Origin of the sequence: Actinocorallia sp. B10E7, assembly GCF_039871655.1 — a bacterium.
Lineage (GTDB): Bacteria > Actinomycetota > Actinomycetes > Streptosporangiales > Streptosporangiaceae > Actinocorallia.
Map to the genome: position 1 here is coordinate 412,121 of NZ_JBDPLZ010000002.1, position 23,352 is coordinate 435,472.

A 23,352-nucleotide genomic window follows, 5' to 3' on the forward strand; every position below is an offset into this window, starting at 1 on the left:
AGATGAACCGGAGAAGATGGTCATACGGGGTGGCGGGGCTGGCGCTGTGCTGTCTTCCCGCCCCTGTCCCCGCCCACGCGGCTCCCATCCCCGACGGGCCGGGACGCGACGCCGTACCCGCCTACATCGGGTCCCCGGCCGTGCCCAAGGCCATCCCGGGACGGCCGGTCCCGGCCAATCCGCACATGGCCGCCCCCGGATACGCCGCCATGCACGCCGACAGCTACGCCTCCGACACCTACCCGTTCCTCGGCCCTCTGGGACGCGACCCGCAGGTGCTCACCGAGGCGAAGGCGGGCGGCCTGCCCGCACTGTGCTCCACCGTCAACTACGCGCGCCGCAGCGGGCTGCTCGTCGCACAGTGCACCAAGGGCGGCACGTTCACGCTGCGGCTCATCGACCCGCGCACCCTCAAGGACCTGGCGACCTACGAACTGCCCGGCCGCCCGTCCACGGTGACCGCGGTGACCGCCTTGGACCTCGACAAGGTACTCACCGACACCTCTGGAGGCGCCTACTACTACCTGGACGCCCAGGACCGCGCCGTCCTGGCCGACTCCGCCTTCCACCTCCGCCGCTTCGCCCACGTCCGGACCTCCCGCGGCTGGAAGTTCAAGGTCACCGACGACTGGAACCTCGCCCGACACGTCCCCCATTCCTGCCCGACCTGGAAGAACCCCGAGCCCAGGGGGGAGTGCGACCCCATCACCTCGGTCCAGCCCGACTGGAAGGGGCTCATCTGGTGGGTCACCCGCAAGGGCCGCGTCGGAACCCTCGACCCGCGCAACGGACGCGTCAGAGTGCTCCGGCTGAGGGGAGAGGACATCCAGAACTCCTTCGCGGCCGGCCGCCGAGGAGTCTCGATCGTCAGCGACCACGCCCTGTACCTGCTCCGCGCCGACAAGGCGGGCAAGCCGAAGATCCTCTGGCGCAGGACGTACGACCGGGGGGTGCGCCGCAAGTCCGGCCAGCTCGACCGGGGCTCGGGGGCCACCCCCACGCTCCTGGACGGCGAGTACGTGGCGATCAACGACAACGCCGAACCCCGCATGAACGTGCTCGTGCACCGACTCCGCGACGGCAAGCGCGTCTGCAAGGTCCCGGTGTTCTGGAAGAACAGGTCGGCCAGCGACAACTCGCTGATCGGCTTCGGCCGCAGCCTCGTGGTGGAGAACAACTCCGGCTACCGCAACTTCCTGGAACTGGCCCCCGGAGCCTCGTCCGTCGGCGGACTGGCCCGCGTGGACGTCACGTCACGAGGCTGCCGGACGGTCTGGACGAGCAGGGAGCGCAGCCCCTCCACCGTCGCCAAGGCCAGCGTCCCCGGAGGCCTCGTCTACGCCTACACCAAGGAGCCCCGCAAGGACGGCATAGACGCCTGGTACCTGACGGCGATCGACTTCCACACCGGACGGACCGCCTACAAGGTCCTGACCGGCACCGGCAAGTACTTCGACAACAACTGGGCTCCCATCAACCTGGGACCGGACGGCACCGCCTACATAGGCGTCATCGGCGGGCTCGTGGCCGTCCGGGACAAGCGCTGAACGTCCGTCCGGCTCCTAGAATTCTCCGGTGAACACGCAGCGTTTCGGGATCCTCATCAGACCGTCCGCCAACCGGGTGTACGCGGAGTCGTCGGTCACCCTCATGGAGGCGGAGCTGGAAGTCCTCGACCGGGCCGTCCTCGGCGGCCGGATCGGGGACGTGGAGAGCCGGAGCATCGGCGGCGTCCCCTACCTCGTCTTCTCCGCCGAGGACCTGTCCGCGCGTGACGTCGCGTTCCTGTCCAACCTGTCGTCCCTCTACGCGCTGTTCCGGCTGGGCGGAGACGACGGGCCCGGGGGCACCGCCCTGTACCCGGTGGAGCTGAGCCCGCTGGACCGGCTGGACGACGACCTGCTGACCATCCAGAAGTACTCGGGGAAGACCAACGAGTACTTCACCAAGCTGCTGCTGAACGTCACCCTCTGGTCCTCCGCCTCCGGCCCGCACATGGCGGACCGGACGCTGCGGGTCCTCGACCCCATGTGCGGCCGGGGCACCACCCTCAACCAGGCGATGATGTACGGCTACAACGCCGACGGCATCGACATCGACGGCAAGGACTTCGAGGCCTACGCGGGCTTCCTCCGCACCTGGATGAAGCGCAAGCGGCTCAAGCACACCGCCGAGATCGTCCCCGTCCGCCGGGACCGCAGGCTCGTGGGACGCAGGCTCGACGTCTCCTACGGCGTGTCGAAGGAGGAGTACAAGTCCGGCGACAAGCGCCGGCTCACCGTGGTCAACGCCGACACCACGCGGGCCGCGGACTTCTTCGCGGCGGACTCCTTCGACGTGATCGTCACCGACGCCCCCTACGGCGTCCAGCACGGCGCCCGCAACCGCGAGAGCCTCACCCGCAGCCCCCTGGAGCTGCTCACCCGGGCCCTGCCCGGCTGGGTGCGGCTACTGCGGCCCGGAGGGGCGGTCGGCATCTCCTGGAACACCCACGTCACCAGCCGCGAGGACGCCCTGGCCGCCCTGGCCGAGGCCGGTCTGGAGCCGCTCGACGAGGGGCCCTACCGGAGGTTCCGGCACCGCGTCGACCAGGCGATCGTCCGCGACGTGATCGTCGCCCGCAGGCCCTGAGGCGGCCTCAGGAGCCCTCCGCGGGGGCCAGCCGGTCCTCCGGCAGGCCGGGGAAGGGGCTGGGCGGGCTGGTGCGCGTCCAGCGCACCCGCCGGGTCATCGCCTCCTGCATCGCCTGGGCGGCGAACTTGCGCAGGGCGGCGTCCGAGGCCCCCGCCAGCCCCAGGTAGGCCGAGAGCAGCTCCTCCTCCAGACCGGCCGCGAGCTGGGCGGGGGCGCCGTCGGGCAGCCGGTAGGAGGGCTCGGCCGCCACCGGGTCGCCGTCCCGCTCGGCGATCATGGTCGCGATCCGGTCGCGGCGGGTGCGGTGGGCCTGCCACAGGGCGGTGCTCTGCTGCCGGGGCACGCCGCTCTGGCGGGCCCCGGCCAGCCCGTAGCCGTAGACCGCGCGGTGCTCGGCGGCCAGGACGGTCTGCAGGAGGGTCAGATCGCTCATCTCAGCCCCAGCGCGGTGGCGTGACCCGCCTCGCAGGCCCCGATGCTGGCCAGCAGCTGCGCCAGCCCGGCGGGAGCCCCCGCCATGTCCGTGACCCTGGCCGCCGCCGCGGCCTTCTCCGCGGCGCGCGCCGTCGGCACCGCCTCGGCCGCGCTCGACGGCGGCGCGAAGGGGGTGGCGGAGACCGCGGGGGTGGCGGTGGCGCCCCCCGTCCCGGGCACGTAGTGGCGGCGCAGCACCGCCAGATGCTCACGATGATCGCGCAAAGCGTCGGTGAAGGCGCTGGACAGGCCGGAGTAGGTGGTGGTGACCTGCTCGTAGAGCGAGATCAGGCGTTCTTCGTCCGCGATCGCGCCGAGCAGGACTGCCACCTCGGGGCCGGGCGAGAGGTCGCGGGCCGCGGGGTTCTCGCAGGCCGTGAGGCAGACCAGCCCGGCCGCACCGCCCAGCACGGCGCGGCGGGAGACGGGGACGGGCAAGCGGGACTCCTCCGAAAAGATCGCTTGAAGGCGGTGGACAGCATCCCACACAGGGGGTCGGAGCGTGCGAATACACACCCTGGGGTCAGGCTGTCGATAGTCTTGTCTGGTCAGAGCGTAGGTATAGCGCCCGAAAGAGCCAATAGGGAGGTCCCGTGAGCGCAGCAGCGCGCGACGGACGCGTTCGGGGGGACCGCCAGAAGGCCGCGCTGGTCGAGTTGCTGACGCCGCTGGTCGAGGCGTCCGACCACGACCTGGAGGACGTCATCGTCTCCCAGGCGGGCAAGCGGCGGGTGGTCCGGGTGATCGTGGACGCCGACGGAGGAGTCGACCTGGACGCCATCGCGGTGATCAGCCGCGAGGTCTCGGCGGCGCTCGACGAGACGGACGTCCTGGGCGGCAGCCCTTACGTGCTCGAGGTCACCTCGCCCGGGGTGGACCGCCCGCTCACGCAGCCGCGCCACTGGCGCCGGGCCGCGGGGCGGCTGGTGAAGTTCACCACCGCCGAGGGCGTCGAGCTGCAGGGGCGGGTGCTCAGCGCGGACGAGAGGGAGATCCGGCTGGACGTGGCGGGCGGGGAGCAGGTCTTCCCGCTGGCGGCCGTCGGCCCCGGCCGGGTCCAGGTGGAGTTCCGCCGGATCGAGGCAGAAGACCTGCTCCACGACGAAGAGGAAGGTGGGGACGGGGAGCCTCATGGACATTGACATCAACGTTTTGCGCAGCCTGGAGCGGGAGAAGGACATCTCGTTCGAGGTCGTGGTCAGGGCGATCGAAGACGCCCTGCTCATCGCCTACCACCGCACCGACGGCGCGGCGGACAAGGCCCGGGTGGAGATGGACCGCGGGACCGGGCATGTGACGGTCTGGGCGACGGAGACCGGGGAGGAGGGCGCCGCCCGCGAGTACGACGACACCCCGGACGACTTCAGCCGGATCGCGGCGACCACCGCCAAGCAGGTCATCCTGCAGAAGCTGCGGGACGCCGAGGACGAGCTGACCTTCGGCGAGTACGCCGGGCGCGAGGGCGACATCGTCGCCGGCGTGATCCAGCAGGGCAAGGACCCGCGCAACGTCCAGGTCGACCTGGGCAGGCTCGAGGCGGTCCTGCCGCCGCAGGAGCAGGTCCCGACCGAGGCGTACGAGCACGGCGAGCGGATCAAGGCCTATGTGGTCCAGGTCCGCAAGGGGCACCGCGGCCCGTCGGTGATGCTCAGCCGCACCCACCCGAACCTGGTGCGCAAGCTCTTCGCGCTGGAGGTCCCGGAGATCGCCGACGGCACCGTCGAGATCGCCGCGATCGCCCGCGAGGCGGGGCACCGCACCAAGATCGCGGTCCGTTCGCGCAAGCCCGGGGTGAACGCCAAGGGCGCCTGCATCGGCCCGCTGGGCAGCCGGGTCCGCAACGTCATGACCGAGCTGCACGGCGAGAAGATCGACATTGTGGACTGGTCGGAGGACCCCGCGACGTTCGTCGGGAATGCCCTGTCGCCCGCGCGGGTTAACAGTGTCGAGGTCGTCGACGCGGAGCAGCGGGTGGCCCGGGTGATCGTCCCGGACTACCAGTTGTCGCTGGCGATCGGCAAGGAAGGGCAGAACGCTCGTCTCGCGGCCAGGCTCACCGGATGGAAGATCGACATCCGTCCGGACACCCCCGCCGGTCCGGGGGACGAGACCGCCGACCCCGCCGAGGCTCCGGCGGGGTAGACTGATGAATGGTGGCCACTCGGCCCCGCAGCGCATGTGCGTGGGCTGCCGGGTCCGTGCGGCCCGCGCTGACTTGTTGCGAGTCGTGGCGGTGGAGGGAGTACTCCTCCCCGATCCCGGTAAGCGACTGCCGGGACGTGGTGCTTGGCTGCACCACGATCTCGGATGTCTGGAGCAGGCGATTCGCCGTCGGGTCTTCTCTCGGGCCTTGCGTTTGGGAGCGGCGCCCGATACTTCTGGTCTGCTGCGGTATCTACGAGACAGCACTGTGTGAGTAAGAGATCTAGTCGGAAGCAGGTCGAGATTGCTATGAGCGCTCGATGAGCAGTACGCGATGACTGGTTAGCGACGGCCCGGCGACACGACCCGGGCCAGATTGGGAGTGCAGTGGCCAAGGTCCGGGTGTACGAACTCGCCAAGGAGTTCGGTGTCGAGAGCAAGGTCGTCATGGCCAAGCTCCAGGAAATGGGCGAGTTCGTCCGGTCAGCGTCTTCGACGATCGAGGCGCCGGTAGTTCGTCGACTCACCGAAGCGTTCGGTAAGTCCTCTTCGGGTGGCGCCAGGTCTGGCGGCCCCCGTCCCTCAGCGCCGCGTCCCGGCCCCAAGCCGGGCCCCGCGGCTCCGAAGCCGGGTCCCGTGTCCGCGGGAGCCCCCAAGCCGGGCCCGCGTCCCGGCCCCGCGGCCCCCAAGCCGGGTCCGCGCCCGCCGGTGCCCGAGGCCCCCGCCGCGGCGGCCCCCAAGGCACCGCAGGCCCCGCAGGCCCCGCAGGTTCCGCAGGTCCCCCAGGTGCCGCAGGCTCCGGCCGCCCCGCGCCCGCCGGTTCCCCCGGCGCCGCAGCAGGGCCCGCCGACCCCGGGCCCCAAGCCCGGCCCGCGGCCGGCTCCGGGCCCCAAGCCCGGCCCGCGTCCCGCCCAGGGCCAGCGCCCCGGCGGCGGTGGCCGTCCGGGTGGCCCGCGTCCGGGTAACAACCCCTTCAGCTCCACCAACACCGGCATGGGCGCGCCCAAGCCGGGCCCGCGTCCCGGCCCGCGTCCCGGTGGTCCCGGTCCGCAGGGCGGCGGCGAGCGTCCGGGCGGTCCTCGTCCGGCGGCTCCGCGTCCCGGCCCGCGTCCGGGCGGTCCCGGTCCGCAGGGCGGCGAGCGTCCCGGCGGTCCGCGTCCGGCCTCGCCGGGCAACATGCCGCCGCGTCCCGGCGGCCCGCGGCCCAGCCCGATGAACATGCCCTCCCGTCCCCCGCAGGGCACCGGACGTCCCGGTGGTCCCGGCGGCGGTGGCGGCGGCGGCCCGCGTCCCGGCGGTGGCGGCGGAGGCCGTCCCGGCGGTGGCGGCGGCGGTGGCGGCTTCGCCCGTCCCGGTGGCGGCGGAGGCCGTCCCGGCGGTGGCGGCGGCTTCGCGCGTCCCGGTGGCGGAGGCCCCGGCGGCGGTGGCGGCGCAGGTCGTCCCGGTGGCGGCTTCGCGGGCCGTCCCGGCCCCGGCGGCCGCGGCCGCGGTGGCACGGCGGGCGCGTTCGGCCGTCCCGGCGGACGTCCGGCCCGCGGGCGCAAGTCCAAGAAGCAGCGGCGTCAAGAGTTCGACAACATGCAGGCGCCGGCGATCGGCGGCGTCAACGCCCCGCGCGGCAACGGCAAGGTCATCCGGCTCGCCCAGGGCGCGTCGCTGACCGACTTCGCCGAGAAGATCGGCGCCAACCCGGCGTCGCTCGTGGCGATCATGATGCACCTCGGCGAGATGGTGACCGCCACCCAGTCGGTCACCGAGGAGTCGCTGCAGCTGCTGGGCGCCGAGCTGGACTTCAACGTCCAGGTCGTCAGCCCCGAGGACGAGGACCGCGAGCTGCTGGAGTCCTTCGACCTCGAGTTCGGCGAGGACGAGGGCGGCGAGGAGCTCCTGGTCGCGCGGCCCCCGGTCGTCACCGTCATGGGTCACGTCGACCACGGCAAGACCAAGCTGCTCGACGCCATCCGCAACGCCAACGTGGTCGCGGGCGAGGCCGGCGGCATCACCCAGCACATCGGCGCCTACCAGGTGACCACCGATGTCGAGGGTGAGGAGCGCAAGATCACCTTCATCGACACCCCGGGTCACGAGGCCTTCTCGGCCATGCGTGCCCGCGGTGCCGACACCACCGACCTGGTGGTGCTGGTGGTCGCCGCGGACGACGGCGTCAAGCCGCAGACCACCGAGGCGATCGACCACGCGACGGCGGCCGGCGTGCCGATCGTCGTGGCGGTCAACAAGATCGACAAGGAGGGCGCGGACCCGACCAAGGTGCGGGCCCAGCTCACCGAGTACGGCCTGGTGGCCGAGGAGTTCGGTGGCCAGACCATGTTCGTGGACGTGTCCGCGAAGCAAGGCCTGAACATCGACGGGCTGCTCGAGGCGATCGTGCTGTCCGCGGACGCCGAGCTCGACCTGCGGGCCAACCCCGACCAGGACGCCCAGGGCGTCGCGATCGAGGCCCACCTCGACAAGGGCCGCGGCCCCGTGGCGACCGTGCTGGTCCAGCGCGGCACGCTGCGGATCGGCGACTCCATCGTCGCCGGCGGCGCGCACGGCCGCGTCCGGGCGATGCTGGACGAGAACGGCGAGCACGTCACGGAGGCGACCCCGTCGCGTCCGGTGCTGGTCCTCGGCCTCACCGCGGTGCCGGGAGCGGGCGACAGCTTCCTGGTCGTCGAGGACGACCGGATGGCGCGCCAGATCGCCGACAAGCGGGCCGCGCGCAAGCGCAACGCCGAACTGCTCAAGAGCCGTCCCAAGCACTCCCTGGAAGACCTGTTCAAGGAGCTGGAGAAGGGCGAGCGGCAGGAACTGCTGCTCATCCTCAAGGGCGACGTGTCCGGTTCGGTGGAGGCCCTCGAGGACTCGCTGCTCAAGATCGACGTGGGCGACGAGGTCAACCTGCGGATCATCCGCCGCGGCGTCGGCGCGATCACGCAGAACGACGTCAACCTCGCGGTGGCGTCCGAGGGCGCGGTCATCATCGGCTTCAACGTCCGTCCCGAGCGCAACGCGCAGGAGATGGCGGACCGCGAGGGCGTGGACATCCGCTACTACTCGGTCATCTACAACGCGATCGAAGAGGTCGAGGCGGCCCTCAAGGGCATGCTCAAGCCGGAGTTCGAAGAGGCGCAGCTGGGCACCGCCCAGGTCCGCGCGGTCTTCAAGGTGCCGAAGATCGGCAACATCGCCGGTTGCATGGTCCAGTCCGGCACGGTCAACCGCAACAGCAAGGCGCGGCTGGTCCGCCAGGGCGTGGTCATCGCCGACAACCTGTCGGTCTCCTCGCTCCGCCGGGAGAAGGACGATGTCACCGAGGTCCGCGAGGGCTTCGAGTGCGGTATCGGCATCGGCTACCAGGACCTGAAGCTCGACGACATCATCGAGACCTTCGAGATGCGCGAGAAGCCTCGGGCATAACGAGTCGGTGAAGGGGCGCTCCGGAATGAGATTCCGGGGCGCCCCTGTTTTGACTGACGACCATGAGGAGGTGGCCCTTGTTCGTGGGGGCGTTGACCCTTGACCTGCTGTTGGGGGACGTGCATTCCCTGAAGGAGAAGAGGGGGGTCGTACGGCCCCTCATCGCGGAGGTGCTCAAGCGCTTCCCGGCGGTCGCGGTCGCCGAGACCGGGGACCACGACCTGTACCGCAGGGCGGAGATCGGCATCGCCGTGGTGTCCGCGAGCGCGGGCAACTGCCAGGAGGTCCTGGAGAAGTGCGAGCGGCTGGTGGCCGGTCGCCCGGAGATCGAACTGCTGTCGGCGCGGCAGCGGATCTATGACGACGAGGAGTAGGCCATGGTGGATGCGGCGCGGGCGCGCAAGCTCGCCGACCGGATTCAGCAGATCGTGGCGGAGATGCTGGAGCGGCGGATCAAGGACCCCAGGCTGGGGTTCGTGACGATCACGGACGCCAAGCTGACGAACGATCTACGGGACGCCACCGTGTTCTACACGGTGTACGGGACGGATGAGGAGAAGGCGGGGACCGCCGCGGCGCTGGAGAGCGCCAAGGGCGTCATCCGCTCGGAGGTCGGCCGCAAGACCGGGATCCGGCACACCCCGTCCCTGGTGTTCGAGCTGGACGGCGTGATGGAGAACGCCCACCACATCGAGGAGTTGCTGGCCAAGGCCAAGGAGCAGGACGCCGAGGTGGCGGCCAAGGCGGTGGGCGCCCGGCACGCCGGCGACGCCAACCCCTACAAGGTCGAGGACGAGGACGAGGACGAGGAGTCCGAAGAGGACGACGAGGACGAGTCGTGAGTCCCGTGTCCGGTCTGGTGATCGTCGACAAGCCCGCCGGGTGGACCTCCCACGACGTGGTCGCCCGGATGCGCCGCCTGGCGGGCACCCGCAGGGTCGGGCACGCCGGCACCCTGGATCCGATGGCCACCGGGGTGCTGGTGGTCGGGGTGGAGAAGGCGACCAGGCTGCTGGGGCATCTGGCGCTGACCACGAAGGTCTACGACGGCACGATCCGGCTGGGGGAGAGCACCAGCACCGACGACGCCGAGGGGGAGCCCACCGGGGCGGTCCCCGCCGGGCACCTGGCGGACGCCGAGATCGTCGACGCGGCCAAGACGCTCACCGGCGAGATCATGCAGGTGCCGCCCCAGGTCAGCGCGATCAAGGTGAACGGGGAGCGGGCCTACAAGAGGGCCAGGCAGGGCGAGGAGGTCGCGCTGAAGGCCCGGCCGGTGACCGTCCACGGCCTGGACGTCCTGGAGATCCGCCGGACCGGCGACGTCGTGGACGTGGACGTCTCGGTGACGTGCTCGTCCGGCACCTACATCCGGTCGCTCGCCCGGGATCTGGGCGGGGCGCTGGGCGTCGGCGGGCATCTGACGGCGCTGCGCCGCACCGCGGTGGGGCCCTACCGGCTCGATCAGGCCCGGACCCTGGAGCAGCTCGCGGAGGACTGCGTGATCCTGCCCATGGCGGAGGCGGTGGCGGCGGCCTTTCCGCGCCGTGACGTCACCGAGGAGGAGGCGCGGCTGGTGGCCCACGGCGGCCGTCTGCGCGCGCTGGGGCTCGGCGAGGGTCCGATAGGGGTGTTCGGCCCGGACGGCGCGCTGCTGTCGCTGGTGGAGGAGAAGGGCTCCCAGGCCCGGCCGCTCGCGGTGTTCGTCTCCTGAAGCGGGACTCGCCGTGAACATCATCACCTTCCGGCGGCAACCTACGATGCCGTAACCTACGGATACGTAGGTAAGGGGTGGAGGAAGTCATGGTCTCGACGCTGGAACGGGTCATCGAGACGCCGCTGAAGCCGCGGCTGCGCGGATGGCTGCATCTGGGGGCCTTCCCCGCGGCGCTGATCGGCGGGCTGGTGCTGGTGACCTTCGGGCCGACCCTGCAGGCCAGGATCGGCTCGGCGGTCTACGCCGTCACCTCGGGGCTGCTCTTCGGCATCTCGGCGACCTACCACCGCAATCAGTTCGGGCCCAGGGGAGAGGCGGCGATGCGCCGCTTCGACCACGCGAACATCTACCTGATCATCGCGGGCACGTACACGCCGTTCGCGCTGCTGGCGCTGGAGGGCGCCACCCGGACGCTGATCCTGACCGGGGTGTGGGCCGGCGCGCTCGCGGGGGTGGTCTTCAAGACGGTCTGGCTGTCGGCGCCGCGCTGGCTGTCGACCGCCTGCTACATCGGCCTGGGTTGGGTGGCGGTGCTGGCGCTGCCCCAGTTCTACGCCGGGGCGGGCCTGACCGCGCTCATCCTGATCGCGGTCGGCGGCGCCCTCTACAGCGCCGGAGGCGTGATCTACGCCATGAAGCGGCCCGACCCCTCGCCCCGGTGGTTCGGGTTCCACGAGGTCTTCCACGCCTTCACGCTGGCGGCCTATGTGTGCCAGTACGTGGCGGTCTCCCTGGTGGTCTACCGGGCGTGAGGGCGGTGGGGCCCCGTTTGCTACCCACGAGTAGAGTCGGTGCAACGGGGGTGCGGCGTGCATGCCGCCGCCCCGGGCATGGCAGTCTTGTCCCGGGTAGGGCCACGGATGGGCTCACGAAGCTAGGGAGCGAGTAGGTGCGGCGTTGGTACGGCCTCGATGAGGTGCCCCGGGACTGGGGCAGGTCGGTCGTCACCATCGGGGTGTTCGACGGTGTCCACCGCGGCCACCAGAAGGTCGTCGGCCGGGCCGTGGAACTCGCCGCCGAACTGGGACTCCCCTGCGTGGTGATCACTTTCGACCCGCATCCGGACGAAGTGGTGCGGCCGGGCAGTCACCCGCCGCTGCTGTCGTCGGGCGCCCGGCGGCCCGAGCTGCTGGCCGAGCTGGGCACGGACGCGATCATGGTGGTGCCCTTCACCCTGGAGCTGTCCCGGATGGGGCCGGACGAGTTCGTCCAGTCCGTGCTGGTGGACCGCCTGCACGCCGCCCGGGTGATCGTGGGGGAGGACTTCCGCTTCGGCCACCGGGCCAAGGGGGACGTCGCCCTGCTGCGGGAGCTGGGCGAGAAGTACGACTTCACGGCAGAGGGGGTTCCGCTGGTGGCCGACGGCGACACCATCTCCTCCACCGCCATCCGGGCCAGGCTGGCCGAGGGCGCGGTCGAGGAGGCGGCGCACCTGCTGGGGCGTCCGCACCGGGTCGAGGGCATCGTGGTGCGCGGGCACCAGCGCGGCCGGGCCCTGGGCTTCCCCACCGCCAACGTGGAGTCGCTGCCGCACACGGCGGTCCCCGCCGACGGCGTGTACGCCGGCTACCTGGTCTGCGACTCCGAACGCTACCCGGACGTGCGCTGGCCCGCCGCGATCTCCGTCGGCACCAACCCCACCTTCGAGGGCGTGACCCGGACGGTGGAGGCCTACGCGCTGGACCGGGACGATCTGGACCTGTACGGCGAGCACGTCGCGGTCGACTTCGTCAGCAGGATCCGGGGCATGGTCAAGTTCGACTCCATCGAGGACCTCATCGCCGAGATGGAGCGCGACGTGGCCCGCGCGCGCGAAGTGACGCGGGTCTAGAATCGCCGTGATACGGTAAGTAGTCATCGGGATTTTCGTCCCGGTGCGTTGTCCGCTGCTCCCTCATGGTGGCGGGCGAGTGCCCGAACCCGGCACGGGGTCGGCACGATTCACTGAACGCACTCTGCGGCTGCGGCTGCGGGTGTCGAGCAAAATCTAAGGAGTCACGTGTCCCTGGACACCGCCGTCAAGAACCAGATCATCGCCGAGTATGCGACCACTGAGGGTGACACCGGATCCCCGGAGGTCCAGGTCGCGCTGCTGACCCGGCGGATCAACGATCTGACCGAGCACCTCAAGGCGCACAAGCACGACCACCACAGCCGCCGCGGCCTGCTCCTGCTGGTCGGCCGTCGTCGTCGGCTGCTGAAGTACCTGCAGAACAAGGACATCAGCCGCTACCGCCAGCTGATCGAGCGCCTCGGTCTGCGCCGCTAGCACCCACGTGAGGGAGTGATCCACAGCCGAGGATCACTCCCTCTCGCATAATCGAAGAACAAGCCCGCGAACGCCTCCTCAGGCCTTCGAGGGCCGGTCCTCGGTAGTGGCCACCGGATCACGGCGATCCGCGGGCTTCGATCGAAGACCGGCAAGGATCTCGAGCGAGAGATGCGGGAGCGGGGAACTACGGAACCTGGAGGTTTCCCGTGTCCGATGCCATTCGCATCGATGGAGCGCACAGCTCCGAAGCCGTCATCGACAACGGCTCGTTCGGCGTACGCAAGGTCCGGTTCGAGACCGGCCGGCTCGCGCGCCAGGCGGCGGGTTCGGCCGTCGTCTACCTGGACGACGAGACCATGATCCTCTCCGCGACCACCGCGTCCAAGCGGCCCAAGGAGAACCTGGACTTCTTCCCCCTGACGGTCGACGTCGAGGAGCGGATGTACGCCGCGGGCCGCATCCCCGGCTCGTTCTTCCGCCGCGAGGGCCGCCCGTCGGAGGACGCCGTCCTCACCTGCCGGCTCATCGACCGGCCGCTGCGCCCGTCCTTCGTCAAGGGCCTGCGCAACGAGATCCAGGTCGTGGTGACGGTCATGTCGCTGCACCCCGACCACCTGTACGACGTGGCGGCCATCAACGCCGCCTCCATGTCCACCCAGCTGGCGGGCCTGCCGTTCTCCGGCCCGATCGGCGGCGTGCGCGTCGCCCTGATCGACGGCCAGTGGGTGGCCTTCCCCACCCACCCCGAGCTGGAGCGGGCCACCTTCGACATGGTCGTGGCGGGCCGCACGCTGCCCGACGGCGATGTCGCGATCATGATGGTGGAGGCCGAGTCCACCACCTCCACGCTCGGCCTGGTGGCCGAGGGCGCGGTCGGCCCCAACGAGGAGAGCGTCGCCCAGGGCCTGGAGGCGGCCAAGCCGTTCATCAAGGAACTGTGCCGCGCCCAGGCCGAGCTGGCCCAGATCGCCGCCAAGGAGACCGCCGAGTACCCGGTCTTCCTGGACTACGAGGACGACGTCCTGGAGGCCGTGTCGGCCACCGCGACCGAGGAGCTGAGCCAGGCGCTGACCATCGCCGGCAAGCAGGAGCGGGAGGAGCGGCTCTCGCAGATCCAGGCCGAGACCGCCGAGAAGCTCGCCGAGCGGTTCGAGGGCCGGGAGAAGGAGATCCCCGCCGCCCTGCGCGCGCTCACCAAGAAGCTCATCCGCGAGCGGATCATCCGCGACGGGGTGCGCATCGACGGCCGCGGCGTCAAGGACATCCGCCAGCTGTCGGCCGAGGCCCACGTGGTCCCGCGGGTGCACGGCTCGGCGCTGTTCGAGCGCGGCGAGACCCAGATCCTGGGCATCACCACGCTGAACATGCTCCGCATGGAGCAGACGATCGACACGCTGAACCCCGAGCGCACCAAGCGCTACATGCACAACTACAACTTCCCGCCGTACTCGGTCGGTGAGACCGGCCGGGTCGGTTCGCCCAAGCGCCGCGAGATCGGCCACGGCGCGCTGGCCGAGCGGGCGCTGCTGCCGGTGCTGCCCACCCGCGAGGAGTTCCCCTACGCCATCCGTCAGGTCTCCGAGGCGCTGGGCTCCAACGGCTCGACCTCGATGGGCTCGGTCTGCGCGTCCACGATGTCGCTGCTGGACGCGGGCGTGCCGCTGAAGGCGCCGGTCGCGGGCATCGCGATGGGCCTCATCCACGAGGGCGGCGAGTACGTCACGCTGACCGACATCCTGGGCGCCGAGGACGCGTTCGGCGACATGGACTTCAAGGTCGCCGGCACCCGGGAGCTCATCACCGCGCTGCAGCTCGACACCAAGCTCGACGGCATCCCCGCCGAGGTGCTCGCCGCCGCGCTGCGCCAGGCCCGCGGGGCCCGGCTGGCGATCCTGGACGTCATGCAGGACGCCATCGAGGGCGCCGGCGAGATGAGCGAGTACGCGCCGCGGATCATCACCATCAAGGTCCCGGTCGACAAGATCGGCGAGGTCATCGGCCCGAAGGGCAAGATGATCAACTCGATCCAGGCGGACACCGGCGCCGAGATCACCATCGAGGACGACGGCACCATCTACGTCGGCGCGACCAACGGCCCCTCCGCCGAGGCCGCGCGTCAGGCGATCAACTCGATCGCCAACCCGCACATGCCGGAGACCGGCGAGCGCTACCTGGGCACGGTCGTCAAGGTGACCACCTTCGGCGCGTTCGTCTCCCTCATGCCGGGCAAGGACGGCCTGCTGCACGTCTCGCAGCTGCGCAAGCTCCACGGCGGCGTCCGGATCGAGAACGTCGAGGACTTCATCAAGGTCGGCGAGAAGATCCAGGTCGAGGTGAGCGAGATCGACCCGCGCGGCAAGCTCTCGCTGGTCCCGGTCGAGGTCATCGAGAAGGAGGCCGCCGCTGCCGCCGAGGGCGACGGCGAGGTTCCCGCCGAGGGCGAGGCCGCGTCGGGCGAGGAGCGCTCGGAGCGGCCTCGGCGCACCCGGACCAGGCGTCCGGCGTCCGACCGCGGCGACCGCGGCGGGGACCGGGCCGACCGCAACTCCTGAAACACCATGGCGACCGGCCGGCCCCTCCCTCGTGGTGCGGGCCGGTCGGTCGCCGCGTCAATACGCCGAGACCGTGAAGAGAGAGACCCAGTGACCATGTCGGGAGAGGCCGGGATCACCGCCGCGGAGCAGGAGCCCGGAAGCACCGTCACCCTCTACCCGGGGGTCGATGGAGTGGGGACCGTACGGCGTACCGTGCTGCCGGGCGGGCTGAGGGTGGTCACCGAGACCATGCCGACGGTGCGTTCGGTCGCGTTCGGCATCTGGGCCGGGATCGGCTCGCGGGACGAGGACCTCGTCGACGCCGGGGCCACCCACTATCTGGAGCACCTGCTGTTCAAGGGCACCGCCCGGCGCAGCGCGCTCGACATCTCCGCCACGATGGACGCGGTCGGCGGCGACCTCAACGCCTTCACCGCCAAGGAGTACACCTGCTACTACGCGCGGGTGCTCGACAGCGACCTGCCGCTGGCGGTGGACGTCGTCTCGGACATGGTCACCTCCTCGCTGATCGAGGAGGCCGACGTGGAGGCCGAGCGCGGGGTCATCCTGGAGGAGATCTCGATGCGGGACGACGACCCGTCGGACCTCATCCACGACGAGTTCTCCATCGCGATGTACGGGGACGCGCCCCTGGGCCGGCCGATCCTCGGCACGGTCGACACCATCAACTCGCTGCGCCGTGACGGCATCGCGCGGTACTACCACTCGCACTACCGGGCGCCGAACCTCGTCGTCGCGGTCGCCGGCAACGTCGACCACCACCGGGTCGTCGAACTGGTGGGACGGGCGTTCTCTACGCATCTGAGCGGGTCGTCGGAGCGTCCGGCCCCGCCGCGTCTCGGCGGGGAGGCCACGCCGACGCTGGGCGGCGGCGCCCGGCTGATCGTGGACGACACCGAGCAGGCGCACCTGGTGCTGGGCGTGCCGGCCCTGGCCCGCCACGACGAGCGCAGGTTCGCGCTGGGGGTGTTCAACGCCGCGTTCGGCGGCGGCATGTCGTCGCGGCTGTTCCAGGAGATCCGGGAGAAGCGCGGGCTGGCCTACTCGGTCTACAGCTACACCTCCCAGCACTGCGACACCGGCTCGTTCGGCCTGTACGCGGGCTGCCAGCCGGCCAAGGTGGACGAGGTGCTGAAGATCTGCCAGGAGGAGTTCGCCAAGGCCGCCACACGCGGTCTGACCGCCGAGGAGCTGGACCGGGGCAAGGGCCAGCTGCGCGGCTCCACGGTGCTGGGCCTGGAGGACACCGGGTCGCGGATGAGCCGGATCGGCAAGAGCGAGCTGGTCTACGAGTCGTTGCTGTCGGTGGACGAGGTGCTGGCCCGCATCGACGCGGTGAGCCTGGACGAGGTCAACACGCTGGCGCGGGGGCTGCTGGAGCAGCGGCCGACGCTGACGATCATCGGTCCGTTCGAGGACCGGGAGTTCACCGTCTGAGCCGCTCCGGGCGGGAGCGGCCGGAGCGCGAAAGAAAGAGGACCGGGTCGGCGCGTGACCCGGTCCTCTTTCAGTGTGCCCTGTCCCGGGCCCCGGGGTGAAGAAATCTCATGTTTTGCTTCCGCGATAGGCTTTCGAACGCGTGAGACGTCGGGAGGAACTGAAGTGATCAAGGTCGGAGTGCTGGGCGGCCGGGGCCGGATGGGCGCGGAGGTCTGCCGCGCCGTCGAGGGCGCCCAGGACATGGAGCTCGTCGCCGTGGTCGACCAGGGGGACTCCCTGGAGGCGCTCAAGCAGGCGTCCGTCGTGGTGGACTTCACCCACCCCGGCGTGGTGATGGACAACCTCCGCTTCCTGATCGGGCACGGGATCCACGCGGTCGTCGGCACCAGCGGCTTCGAGCCCGAGCGGGTCGAGCGGGTGCGGGCCTGGCAGCGGGAGACCCCGGGCGCCAAGGTGCTGATCGCGCCCAACTTCGGCGTCGGCGCGGTGCTGATGATGCACTTCGCGCAGAAGGCGGCCCCGTTCTTCGAGTCCGTGGAGATCATCGAGCTGCACCACCCCAACAAGCTGGACGCGCCCAGCGGCACCGCCTACCGGACGGCCGAGCTGATCGCCGAGGCCCGGCGCGAGGCCGGGGTTCCGGCCTCCCCGGACGCCACCGCCAGCGAGCTGGAGGGGGCGCGCGGAACGAGCGTGCAGGACGTGCGCGTCCACTCGGTGCGGCTCTCCGGGCTCATCGCCCACCAGGAGGTGCTGCTCGGAGGGCACGGCGAGGTCTTCACCATCCGCCACGACTCGATGAACCGCGAGTCGTTCATGCCCGGCGTCCTGCTGGGCGTGCGCAAGGTCGCGGACCTGCCCGAACCCCTGGTGCTCGGCCTCGAACCGCTACTGGGCCTGTGATCTTCATCGGGGAGCCCTGGGACTTCCTCGGCGAGTCCGAGGCGGTGGACTTCGAGCACCCCTCGATCCAGGCGCTCAGCTCCCGCTTCCCCGACGGGGACCTGGAGTACGCGCGGGCCGCGTTCGACTTCGTCCGCGACGAGGTCGCGCATTCCGTGGACGCCTCGGACCTCCGGGTGCCCTGGCGGGCCTCGGACGTCCTGGAGCAGGGCACCGGCCTGTGCTACGCCAAGTGCCACCTGTACGTGGCGCTGCTGCGCCTCGCGGGCATCCCGTCGGGGTTCTGCTACCAGCGGCTGGCCGACGGGGACGGGTTCGTCCTGCACGGCCTCGCCGCCGTGCAGGTGGGCGACGACAGATGGGTGCGGCTCGATCCGCGCGGCGACCGTCCGGGCCTGCGCACCTGGTTCTCCGCCGAGGAGGACATCACCGCCTTCCACGTCGACCCGGCCGCCGGGGAGGCCGACTACCCCGAGGTCTACGCCCAGCCCCCGGAGAAGGTCCTCAGGGCCCTGCGGGAGGCCGAGGACCGCGCCGTCCTCTGCTCGGGCGGCCTGCCCTCCGAGCTTCCCTGAGGCTTTCGCGGGCGGTTCAGGGGGACTGGAAGCCGTACTTGTTGAACAGGACGGTGGCCTCGGGGGAGGCCAGCCAGTTCACGAAGGCCACGGCCTCGTCCCGGTGGGGGGAGTCGGTGATCGCGGCGGCCGGATACAGGACCGCGGCGTTCTGGGCCGCGGGGATGGCCACGCTGCTGGCGGCGGCGCCCGCCGACTTCATGTCGGTGATGTAGACCAGTCCGGCGTCGGCCTGGCCGCTGCGGACCATGCCCAGCACGGCGCGGGCGCTGGCCTCCTCGGAGCGGGGTTTGACGGCCACGCCCGCGTTGCCCAGCACCTGCTGGGAATAGCGGCCCAGCGGGCCCGTGGAGGGGCCGAGCACCACCTTCAGCCGCCGGTCGGCCAGCCGCACCAGGTCGCGGACGCGCAGCGGGTTGCCGGGGGCGACGGCTATGGTCAGGGAGTTGCGGGCGACGGTCCTGGCCGGCTCCAGCTCCTCCTCGGGGGATCTGAGCGACCGGGTGTCGGCCGTGATGACCACGTCCCCCGAGCCGAGCTCGCCGGTGAGGATCTGGGAGCCGTCCAGCCGCAGCCGGAACCGCAGATGATGGTGGGACTGCCGGTAGACGGCGGTGAGGTCCGACATCACCTCGGTGAGGGAGGAGTCCGCGAGCACCCGCAGGGTGACCGGGCCCCCGCCGTCGGTGCCGCAGCCGGCCGCGACCGGGAGGAACAGCAGGAACGCAGCCAGAACACGCATGATCAACACCATAACCGGATCAAGACTCGTCCTGGATTCCCCCGGAAGTGTCACCGGTGATCGTTAGGGTTTCCGCATGGACTTGACCGAGAAACTTCCCCCGGACTGGCGCGACGCCCTGGACCTCGACCCCCTGGCCACGGCGGCGCTCGGCTCCTTCGTGGCCGAGGAGTACCAGACGCGGACGGTCTACCCTCCCGGCGAGGACCTCTTCTCCGCCTTCCACCGCACCCCGTACGCGGACGCGCGGGTGCTCATCCTCGGCCAGGATCCCTACCACGGCCCCGGGCAGGCGCACGGGCTGAGCTTCAGCGTCCGGGAGGGGGTCAAGCTCCCGCCGTCCCTGCGCAACATCTACAAGGAGCTCGCCGCCGACCTGGGCGTCACGCCCCCGGCGGACGGGGACCTGGGCCGCTGGGCCGAGCAGGGGGTGCTGCTGCTCAACGCGGTGCTGACGGTGCGGGCCGGCGAGGCGGGCTCGCACGCCAAGAAGGGCTGGGAGCAGTTCACCGACGCGGCGATCCGCGCGCTGAACGCCAAGGAGGAGCGGGTCGTCTTCGTGCTGTGGGGCGCCTACGCCCGCAAGAAGGCGGCGCTGGTCACCGCGCCCCAGCATGTGGTGCACGAGTCGGCGCACCCCAGCCCGCTGAGCGCGCGCGCCTTCTTCGGGACGAGGCCGTTCAGCACCGTGAACAAGGCGCTGGCCGACGCGGGGCTGCGGGAGATCGACTGGTGAGAGCGCCGGCCGTGGCGCCCGGCGGGGCCGGGCGCCACGGACTCAAGCCTCGATGACCACCGGGACGATCATCGGCCGGCGGCGGTAGCTGTCGGCCACCCACTTGCCGAGGGTGCGGCGCATGCGCTGCCGCAGCTGGTGCGAGTCGGCGACGCCGTCGGCCGCGGCCTCGGCCAGGGTCGCGTTGATGCGGCCGATGACCTCGTTGAAGTCCGCGTCCCCGATGCCCGCGCCCCGGGCGTGGATCTCCGGCCCGGCGATGACCTTGCCGGTGGTGGAGTCGACGACCACGACCACCGAGACGAAGCCCTCCTCACCGAGGATGCGCCGGTCCTTGAGCGAGGCCTCGGTGATCTCACCGACGCTGGAGCCGTCCACGTAGACGTATCCGGCGGGGACCGCGCCGACGATCTGGGCGTGCCCGTCGATGAGGTCGACCACCACGCCGTCGTCGGCGATGACGATGTTCTCGTCCGGGACGCCGGTCAGCGAGGCCAGCCGGGCGTGGGCCCTCAGGTGCCGCCACTCGCCGTGCACCGGCATGAAGTTCGACGGCTTGGTGAGGTTCAGCAGGACGAGCAGCTCCCCGGCCGAGGAGTGGCCCGACACGTGGACCAGGGCGTTGCCCTTGTGCACCACCCGGGCGCCCCAGCGGATCAGCCCGTTGATCACCCGGTACACCGAGTTCTCGTTGCCGGGGATCAGCGAGGAGGCCAGCATCACCGTGTCGCGCTCGGTGATGCGGATCTGGTGGTGGTCGCGGTTGGCCATCCGCGACAGCGCCGACATCGGCTCGCCCTGGGACCCGGTGCAGACCAGGACCACTTTCTCGGGCGGCAGCTCGTCCAGCGCCCTGGGGTCGACCAGGAGGCCGTCGGGGACGCTGAGGTAGCCCAGGTCCCGGGCCACGCCCATGTTGCGCACCATCGAGCGGCCCACGAAGGCGACCTTGCGCCCCTCCTTGGCCGCCGCGTCCAGCACCTGCTGCACCCGGTGGATGTGCGAGGCGAAGCACGCCACGATGATCCGCTCCTGGGCGGTGCGGAAGACCTCGTCCACCGCGGCGAAGATGTCGCGTTCGTTGGTGACGAACCCGGGCACCTCGGAGTTGGTGGAGTCGGACATCAGCAGGTCGATGCCCTCGGCACCGAGCCTGGCGAAGCCCGGCAGGTCGGTCAGCCGGCCGTCCAGCGGGAGCTGGTCCATCTTGAAGTCGCCGGTGTGCACGACCAGCCCGGCGGGGGTGCGGATGGCCACGGCCATCGCGTCCGGGATGGAGTGGTTGACCGCCAGGAACTCGCACTCGAACGGCCCGAAGGAGCGGCGTTCCCCGTCGGCGACCGGCTGCAGGACCGGTTTGATCCGGTGCTCGGCCAGCTTGGCCTCCAGCAGCGCCAGCGTCAGCCGGGAGCCCGCCAGGGGGATGTCCCCCCGTTCGCGCAGCAGATAGGGGACCGCGCCGATGTGGTCCTCGTGCCCGTGCGTGAGGACCACGGCCTCGACGTCGTCGAGGCGGTCACGGATGTACTCGAAGTCCGGCAGGATGAGGTCGATGCCGGGCTGCTCCTCCTCGGGGAAGAGCACGCCGCAGTCGACGATCAGCAGCCGTCCCTCGTACTCGAACACGGCCATGTTGCGGCCGATCTCTCCGAGCCCGCCCAGCGCGACGATGCGCAGGCCGCCTGAGGGCAGCGCCGGAGGCGGGCCCAACTCGGGATGCGGGTGGCTCATAGGGCACCCTCGGTATGACTCACTCAGTGGCCTCCACTTTGATACCCCCCGTGATCAAGTCTTCGCGCAGTCGCGCCACGAACTCGGGCGTGGCGTCCACCAGCGGGGCGCGCACGGTCCCGCCGGGCCGACCCAGCAGGTTCAGCGCAGCCTTGGTCGCGATGACCCCCTGGGTCCGGGTCATGATCGCGGTGACGACGGGGAGCAGCCGGCGATGGAGGGCCAGCGCTCCGGCGACGTCGCCGGACCTATAGAGGTCAATCATCTCATGGAGGTCGGACCCGGCGACGTGCCCCACCACGCTGACGAACCCCGCGGCGCCCTGGGAGAGCCAGGCGAGGTTGAGGACGTCGTCGCCGGAGTAGAACACCAGGTCGGTGGCGGCCATCACCTGGGAGGCGGCGAACAGGTCGCCCTTGGCGTCCTTGACCGCGACGATCCTGGGGTGCTCGGCGAGCCGGAGCAGGGTCGGGGTCTCGATCGGGATGCCCGTGCGGCCGGGGATGTCGTAGAGCATCACGGGCAGGCCGGTGGAGTCCGCGATCGCCGTCATGTGGCGGTAGACGCCTTCCTGCGGCGGCTTGTTGTAGTAGGGGCAGACGATCAGCAGGCCGTGGGCTCCGGCCTGTTCGGCCATCTTCGCCAGCTCGATGCTGTGGCGGGTGTCGTTGCTGCCGGCGCCGAACACGATGGACGCGCGGTCGCCCACGGCCTCGACGACGGCGCGCAGGACGCGCTCTTTCTCGTCGTCGGTGGTGGTGGGGGACTCTCCGGTGGTGCCGTTGATCACCAGGCCGTCATGACGCTGCTCGTCCACCAGGTGGACGGCCAGGCGCGCCGCTCCGTCGTAGTCGACCGAGCCGTCGGCGAGCATGGGGGTGACCATCGCGGTGAGCATCCGGCCGAACGGCGCGTCGGGTGTAGTGCTGGGTGCCATGCACCGAACCGTACCCGTCCGTGGGCATTCCACGGGTGCCGAAGGGCGTGTCAGCCGGGGAACCGGTGGCGGGCGGCGCCGCTGAGATGCGGTGACGCCATTTCGATCCGCGCTCGGGGGTACGTGGATCAAAATGGCGTCATCCCGTCATCGTGACCGGCGAATCCCGCGTTACGCGGTTTTCTCTGCTTCTTTCAGGAGATGGAACCGGCCAGCTCGGCCAGCCTGGCCCGCAGCTCCGCCAGATGAGGGGTCCGGACCAGCTCGTTGCCCCGCACGGCCCACCAGTGACCGGATCCGCCGAGGCCGATGCGCCATCCGGAGAACTCCGTGTGCAGCTCGGCCAGCGTCCGCCGTGCGTCCTCCACCGTCATCGCCTCTCTCCACGTCACAGGACCGACTGGGATCTCCCGATGCTCACCGCATCCGGGCGTTTCGGCAATCCCCTTGCGACCTGCGGGAACGGGGAAAAGGGAACGTGACAACCGGGGTGGCCGGACGGCGTGATTCCCCTTACTCCGGGCGGGATTCAGGCCAGCGACGTGTGCAGCCTGACCATCTCCACCGGCCGTTCCAGCTCCAGGGTGCGCCGGGCCCCGTCCGGGGCCCAGCCGGACGGCTCCAGGAAGGAGCGCAGCGCGGCGTCCTCGGTGAAGACCCAGGTGACGGCGGTGCGGAAGGAGTGCTCGCGCAGCAGGTCGGCCACCGCGGCCAGCAGCCGGCTGCCGTGGCCCTCGCGGGCGCGGCCCGGGTCGACGGCCAGGGCGATCAGCTCGGCGTCCTCCTCGGGCAGCAGATCGGGGTCGGAGGCGGGGGCGAACGCGGCGAACCCGGTGACCAGTCCGTCGGCCACCGCGACCAGGAGCCGGTGGCGGGGGGAGGGCGGGGCGGTGACGGCCTCGGCCCAGCGCTCCCGCCAGGGCTCGGCCGAGGCCGTCATCTCGGCCAGCGGCTCCGCGGGCATGAAGGGCCGGTAGGCGGCCTTCCAGGCCCGGACCTGGATCTCGGCCACCGCCGCCGTGTCGCTGAGGGTCGCGTCCCTGACGCCGACATCCGCCATGGCCGGTAACGCTA

At 71.1% G+C, this 23,352-nt stretch carries 24 protein-coding genes; 17 read left to right on the forward strand and 7 right to left on the reverse strand.

The features are described 5' to 3' along the window. Nucleotides 1-2 precede the first annotated feature (2 nt). A complete protein-coding gene (locus tag ABGB12_RS07010) occupies nt 3-1,547 on the forward strand; it encodes a hypothetical protein (RefSeq protein ID WP_347676081.1) in 1,545 nt (514 codons plus the stop codon). Between the two features lie 28 nt (nt 1,548-1,575). Then, nucleotides 1,576-2,631, forward strand: a complete 1,056-nt coding sequence (locus tag ABGB12_RS07015) for an SAM-dependent methyltransferase (RefSeq protein ID WP_347675444.1) — start codon at nt 1,576-1,578, stop codon at nt 2,629-2,631. A 7-nt stretch (nt 2,632-2,638) separates the two neighbouring features. Here the strand turns inward: ABGB12_RS07015 and ABGB12_RS07020 are convergent, their stop codons facing one another. After that, on the reverse strand, nt 2,639-3,067 hold the full coding sequence (locus tag ABGB12_RS07020; RefSeq protein ID WP_347675445.1) for a ferritin-like domain-containing protein: 429 nt from the start codon (nt 3,065-3,067) through the stop codon (nt 2,639-2,641). Then, nucleotides 3,064-3,546: a hypothetical protein gene (locus ABGB12_RS07025; RefSeq protein ID WP_347675446.1), complete on the reverse strand. Its 483-nt coding sequence runs from the start codon at nt 3,544-3,546 to the stop codon at nt 3,064-3,066. Before ABGB12_RS07025 ends, ABGB12_RS07020 begins: the two co-directional genes overlap by 4 nt. A gap of 155 nt (nt 3,547-3,701) precedes the next feature. Here ABGB12_RS07025 and rimP point away from each other — a divergent pair, with 155 nt between their 5' ends. From rimP to ABGB12_RS07095, 14 genes are all read left to right on the forward strand, one after another. Continuing rightward, on the forward strand, nt 3,702-4,250 hold the full coding sequence (gene rimP, locus ABGB12_RS07030) for a ribosome maturation factor RimP (protein ID WP_347675447.1): 549 nt from the start codon (nt 3,702-3,704) through the stop codon (nt 4,248-4,250). Further along, nucleotides 4,240-5,250 carry a transcription termination factor NusA gene (gene nusA, locus ABGB12_RS07035; RefSeq protein WP_347675448.1) on the forward strand — a complete coding sequence of 337 codons (1,011 nt, stop codon included), beginning with the start codon at nt 4,240-4,242 and terminating at the stop codon, nt 5,248-5,250. Before rimP ends, nusA begins: the two co-directional genes overlap by 11 nt. Nucleotides 5,251-5,284: 34 nt before the next feature. After that, on the forward strand, nt 5,285-5,524 hold the full coding sequence (locus ABGB12_RS07040; RefSeq protein WP_347676083.1) for a YlxR family protein: 240 nt from the start codon (nt 5,285-5,287) through the stop codon (nt 5,522-5,524). 113 nt (nt 5,525-5,637) lie between these two features. Then, entirely contained in the window at nt 5,638-8,670 is a 3,033-nt protein-coding gene (gene infB, locus ABGB12_RS07045) for a translation initiation factor IF-2 (RefSeq protein ID WP_347675449.1), read from the forward strand. A gap of 62 nt (nt 8,671-8,732) precedes the next feature. Then, complete coding sequence (locus ABGB12_RS07050) at nt 8,733-9,044, forward strand: DUF503 domain-containing protein (RefSeq protein ID WP_347675450.1); 312 nt, start codon at nt 8,733-8,735, stop codon at nt 9,042-9,044. A gap of 3 nt (nt 9,045-9,047) precedes the next feature. Continuing rightward, nucleotides 9,048-9,512: a 30S ribosome-binding factor RbfA gene (gene rbfA / locus ABGB12_RS07055; RefSeq protein WP_347675451.1), complete on the forward strand. Its 465-nt coding sequence runs from the start codon at nt 9,048-9,050 to the stop codon at nt 9,510-9,512. Beyond that, nucleotides 9,509-10,384, forward strand: a complete 876-nt coding sequence (gene truB / locus ABGB12_RS07060; RefSeq protein WP_347675452.1) for a tRNA pseudouridine(55) synthase TruB — start codon at nt 9,509-9,511, stop codon at nt 10,382-10,384. The genes rbfA and truB overlap by 4 nt, the downstream gene beginning before the upstream one ends. Nucleotides 10,385-10,473: 89 nt before the next feature. After that, entirely contained in the window at nt 10,474-11,139 is a 666-nt protein-coding gene (locus tag ABGB12_RS07065; protein WP_347675453.1) for a hemolysin III family protein, read from the forward strand. Nucleotides 11,140-11,276: 137 nt separating this feature from the next. Then, complete coding sequence (locus ABGB12_RS07070; RefSeq protein WP_347675454.1) at nt 11,277-12,218, forward strand: bifunctional riboflavin kinase/FAD synthetase; 942 nt, start codon at nt 11,277-11,279, stop codon at nt 12,216-12,218. A 168-nt stretch (nt 12,219-12,386) separates the two neighbouring features. Then, nucleotides 12,387-12,656, forward strand: a complete 270-nt coding sequence (rpsO, locus tag ABGB12_RS07075) for a 30S ribosomal protein S15 (RefSeq protein WP_347675455.1) — start codon at nt 12,387-12,389, stop codon at nt 12,654-12,656. A gap of 227 nt (nt 12,657-12,883) precedes the next feature. Beyond that, nucleotides 12,884-15,211, forward strand: a complete 2,328-nt coding sequence (locus ABGB12_RS07080; RefSeq protein ID WP_347676085.1) for a polyribonucleotide nucleotidyltransferase — start codon at nt 12,884-12,886, stop codon at nt 15,209-15,211. A 96-nt stretch (nt 15,212-15,307) separates the two neighbouring features. Beyond that, nucleotides 15,308-16,651 (forward strand): pitrilysin family protein, encoded by a 1,344-nt coding sequence (locus ABGB12_RS07085; protein ID WP_347676087.1) that lies wholly within the window; start codon nt 15,308-15,310, stop codon nt 16,649-16,651. A 165-nt stretch (nt 16,652-16,816) separates the two neighbouring features. Continuing rightward, a complete protein-coding gene (dapB, locus tag ABGB12_RS07090; protein WP_347675456.1) occupies nt 16,817-17,557 on the forward strand; it encodes a 4-hydroxy-tetrahydrodipicolinate reductase in 741 nt (246 codons plus the stop codon). Next, nucleotides 17,554-18,132, forward strand: a complete 579-nt coding sequence (locus ABGB12_RS07095) for a transglutaminase family protein (protein WP_347675457.1) — start codon at nt 17,554-17,556, stop codon at nt 18,130-18,132. The genes dapB and ABGB12_RS07095 overlap by 4 nt, the downstream gene beginning before the upstream one ends. Nucleotides 18,133-18,148: 16 nt before the next feature. On the opposite strand, the gene modA is transcribed toward ABGB12_RS07095, so the two are convergent. Beyond that, nucleotides 18,149-18,874, reverse strand: coding sequence for a molybdate ABC transporter substrate-binding protein (gene modA, locus ABGB12_RS07100; RefSeq protein ID WP_347675458.1), 726 nt, complete (start codon nt 18,872-18,874; stop codon nt 18,149-18,151). 76 nt (nt 18,875-18,950) lie between these two features. On the opposite strand from modA, the gene ABGB12_RS07105 reads away from it, so the two are divergent. Continuing rightward, nucleotides 18,951-19,610 carry a uracil-DNA glycosylase gene (locus ABGB12_RS07105; RefSeq protein WP_347675459.1) on the forward strand — a complete coding sequence of 220 codons (660 nt, stop codon included), beginning with the start codon at nt 18,951-18,953 and terminating at the stop codon, nt 19,608-19,610. 42 nt (nt 19,611-19,652) lie between these two features. On the opposite strand, the gene ABGB12_RS07110 is transcribed toward ABGB12_RS07105, so the two are convergent. The 4 genes from ABGB12_RS07110 to ABGB12_RS07125 all read right to left on the reverse strand — a co-directional run bounded on the left by ABGB12_RS07110 (nt 19,653) and on the right by ABGB12_RS07125 (nt 23,338). Further along, a complete protein-coding gene (locus ABGB12_RS07110) occupies nt 19,653-21,341 on the reverse strand; it encodes a ribonuclease J (protein WP_347675460.1) in 1,689 nt (562 codons plus the stop codon). A 19-nt stretch (nt 21,342-21,360) separates the two neighbouring features. Then, on the reverse strand, nt 21,361-22,278 hold the full coding sequence (gene dapA / locus ABGB12_RS07115) for a 4-hydroxy-tetrahydrodipicolinate synthase (RefSeq protein ID WP_347675461.1): 918 nt from the start codon (nt 22,276-22,278) through the stop codon (nt 21,361-21,363). A gap of 194 nt (nt 22,279-22,472) precedes the next feature. Next, on the reverse strand, nt 22,473-22,652 hold the full coding sequence (locus ABGB12_RS07120; RefSeq protein ID WP_347675462.1) for a hypothetical protein: 180 nt from the start codon (nt 22,650-22,652) through the stop codon (nt 22,473-22,475). Between the two features lie 155 nt (nt 22,653-22,807). Further along, the gene (locus ABGB12_RS07125) at nt 22,808-23,338 is read right to left on the reverse strand and encodes a GNAT family N-acetyltransferase (protein ID WP_347675463.1); all 531 of its coding nucleotides are present in this window, start codon (nt 23,336-23,338) and stop codon (nt 22,808-22,810) included. Nucleotides 23,339-23,352: the final 14 nt, after the last annotated feature.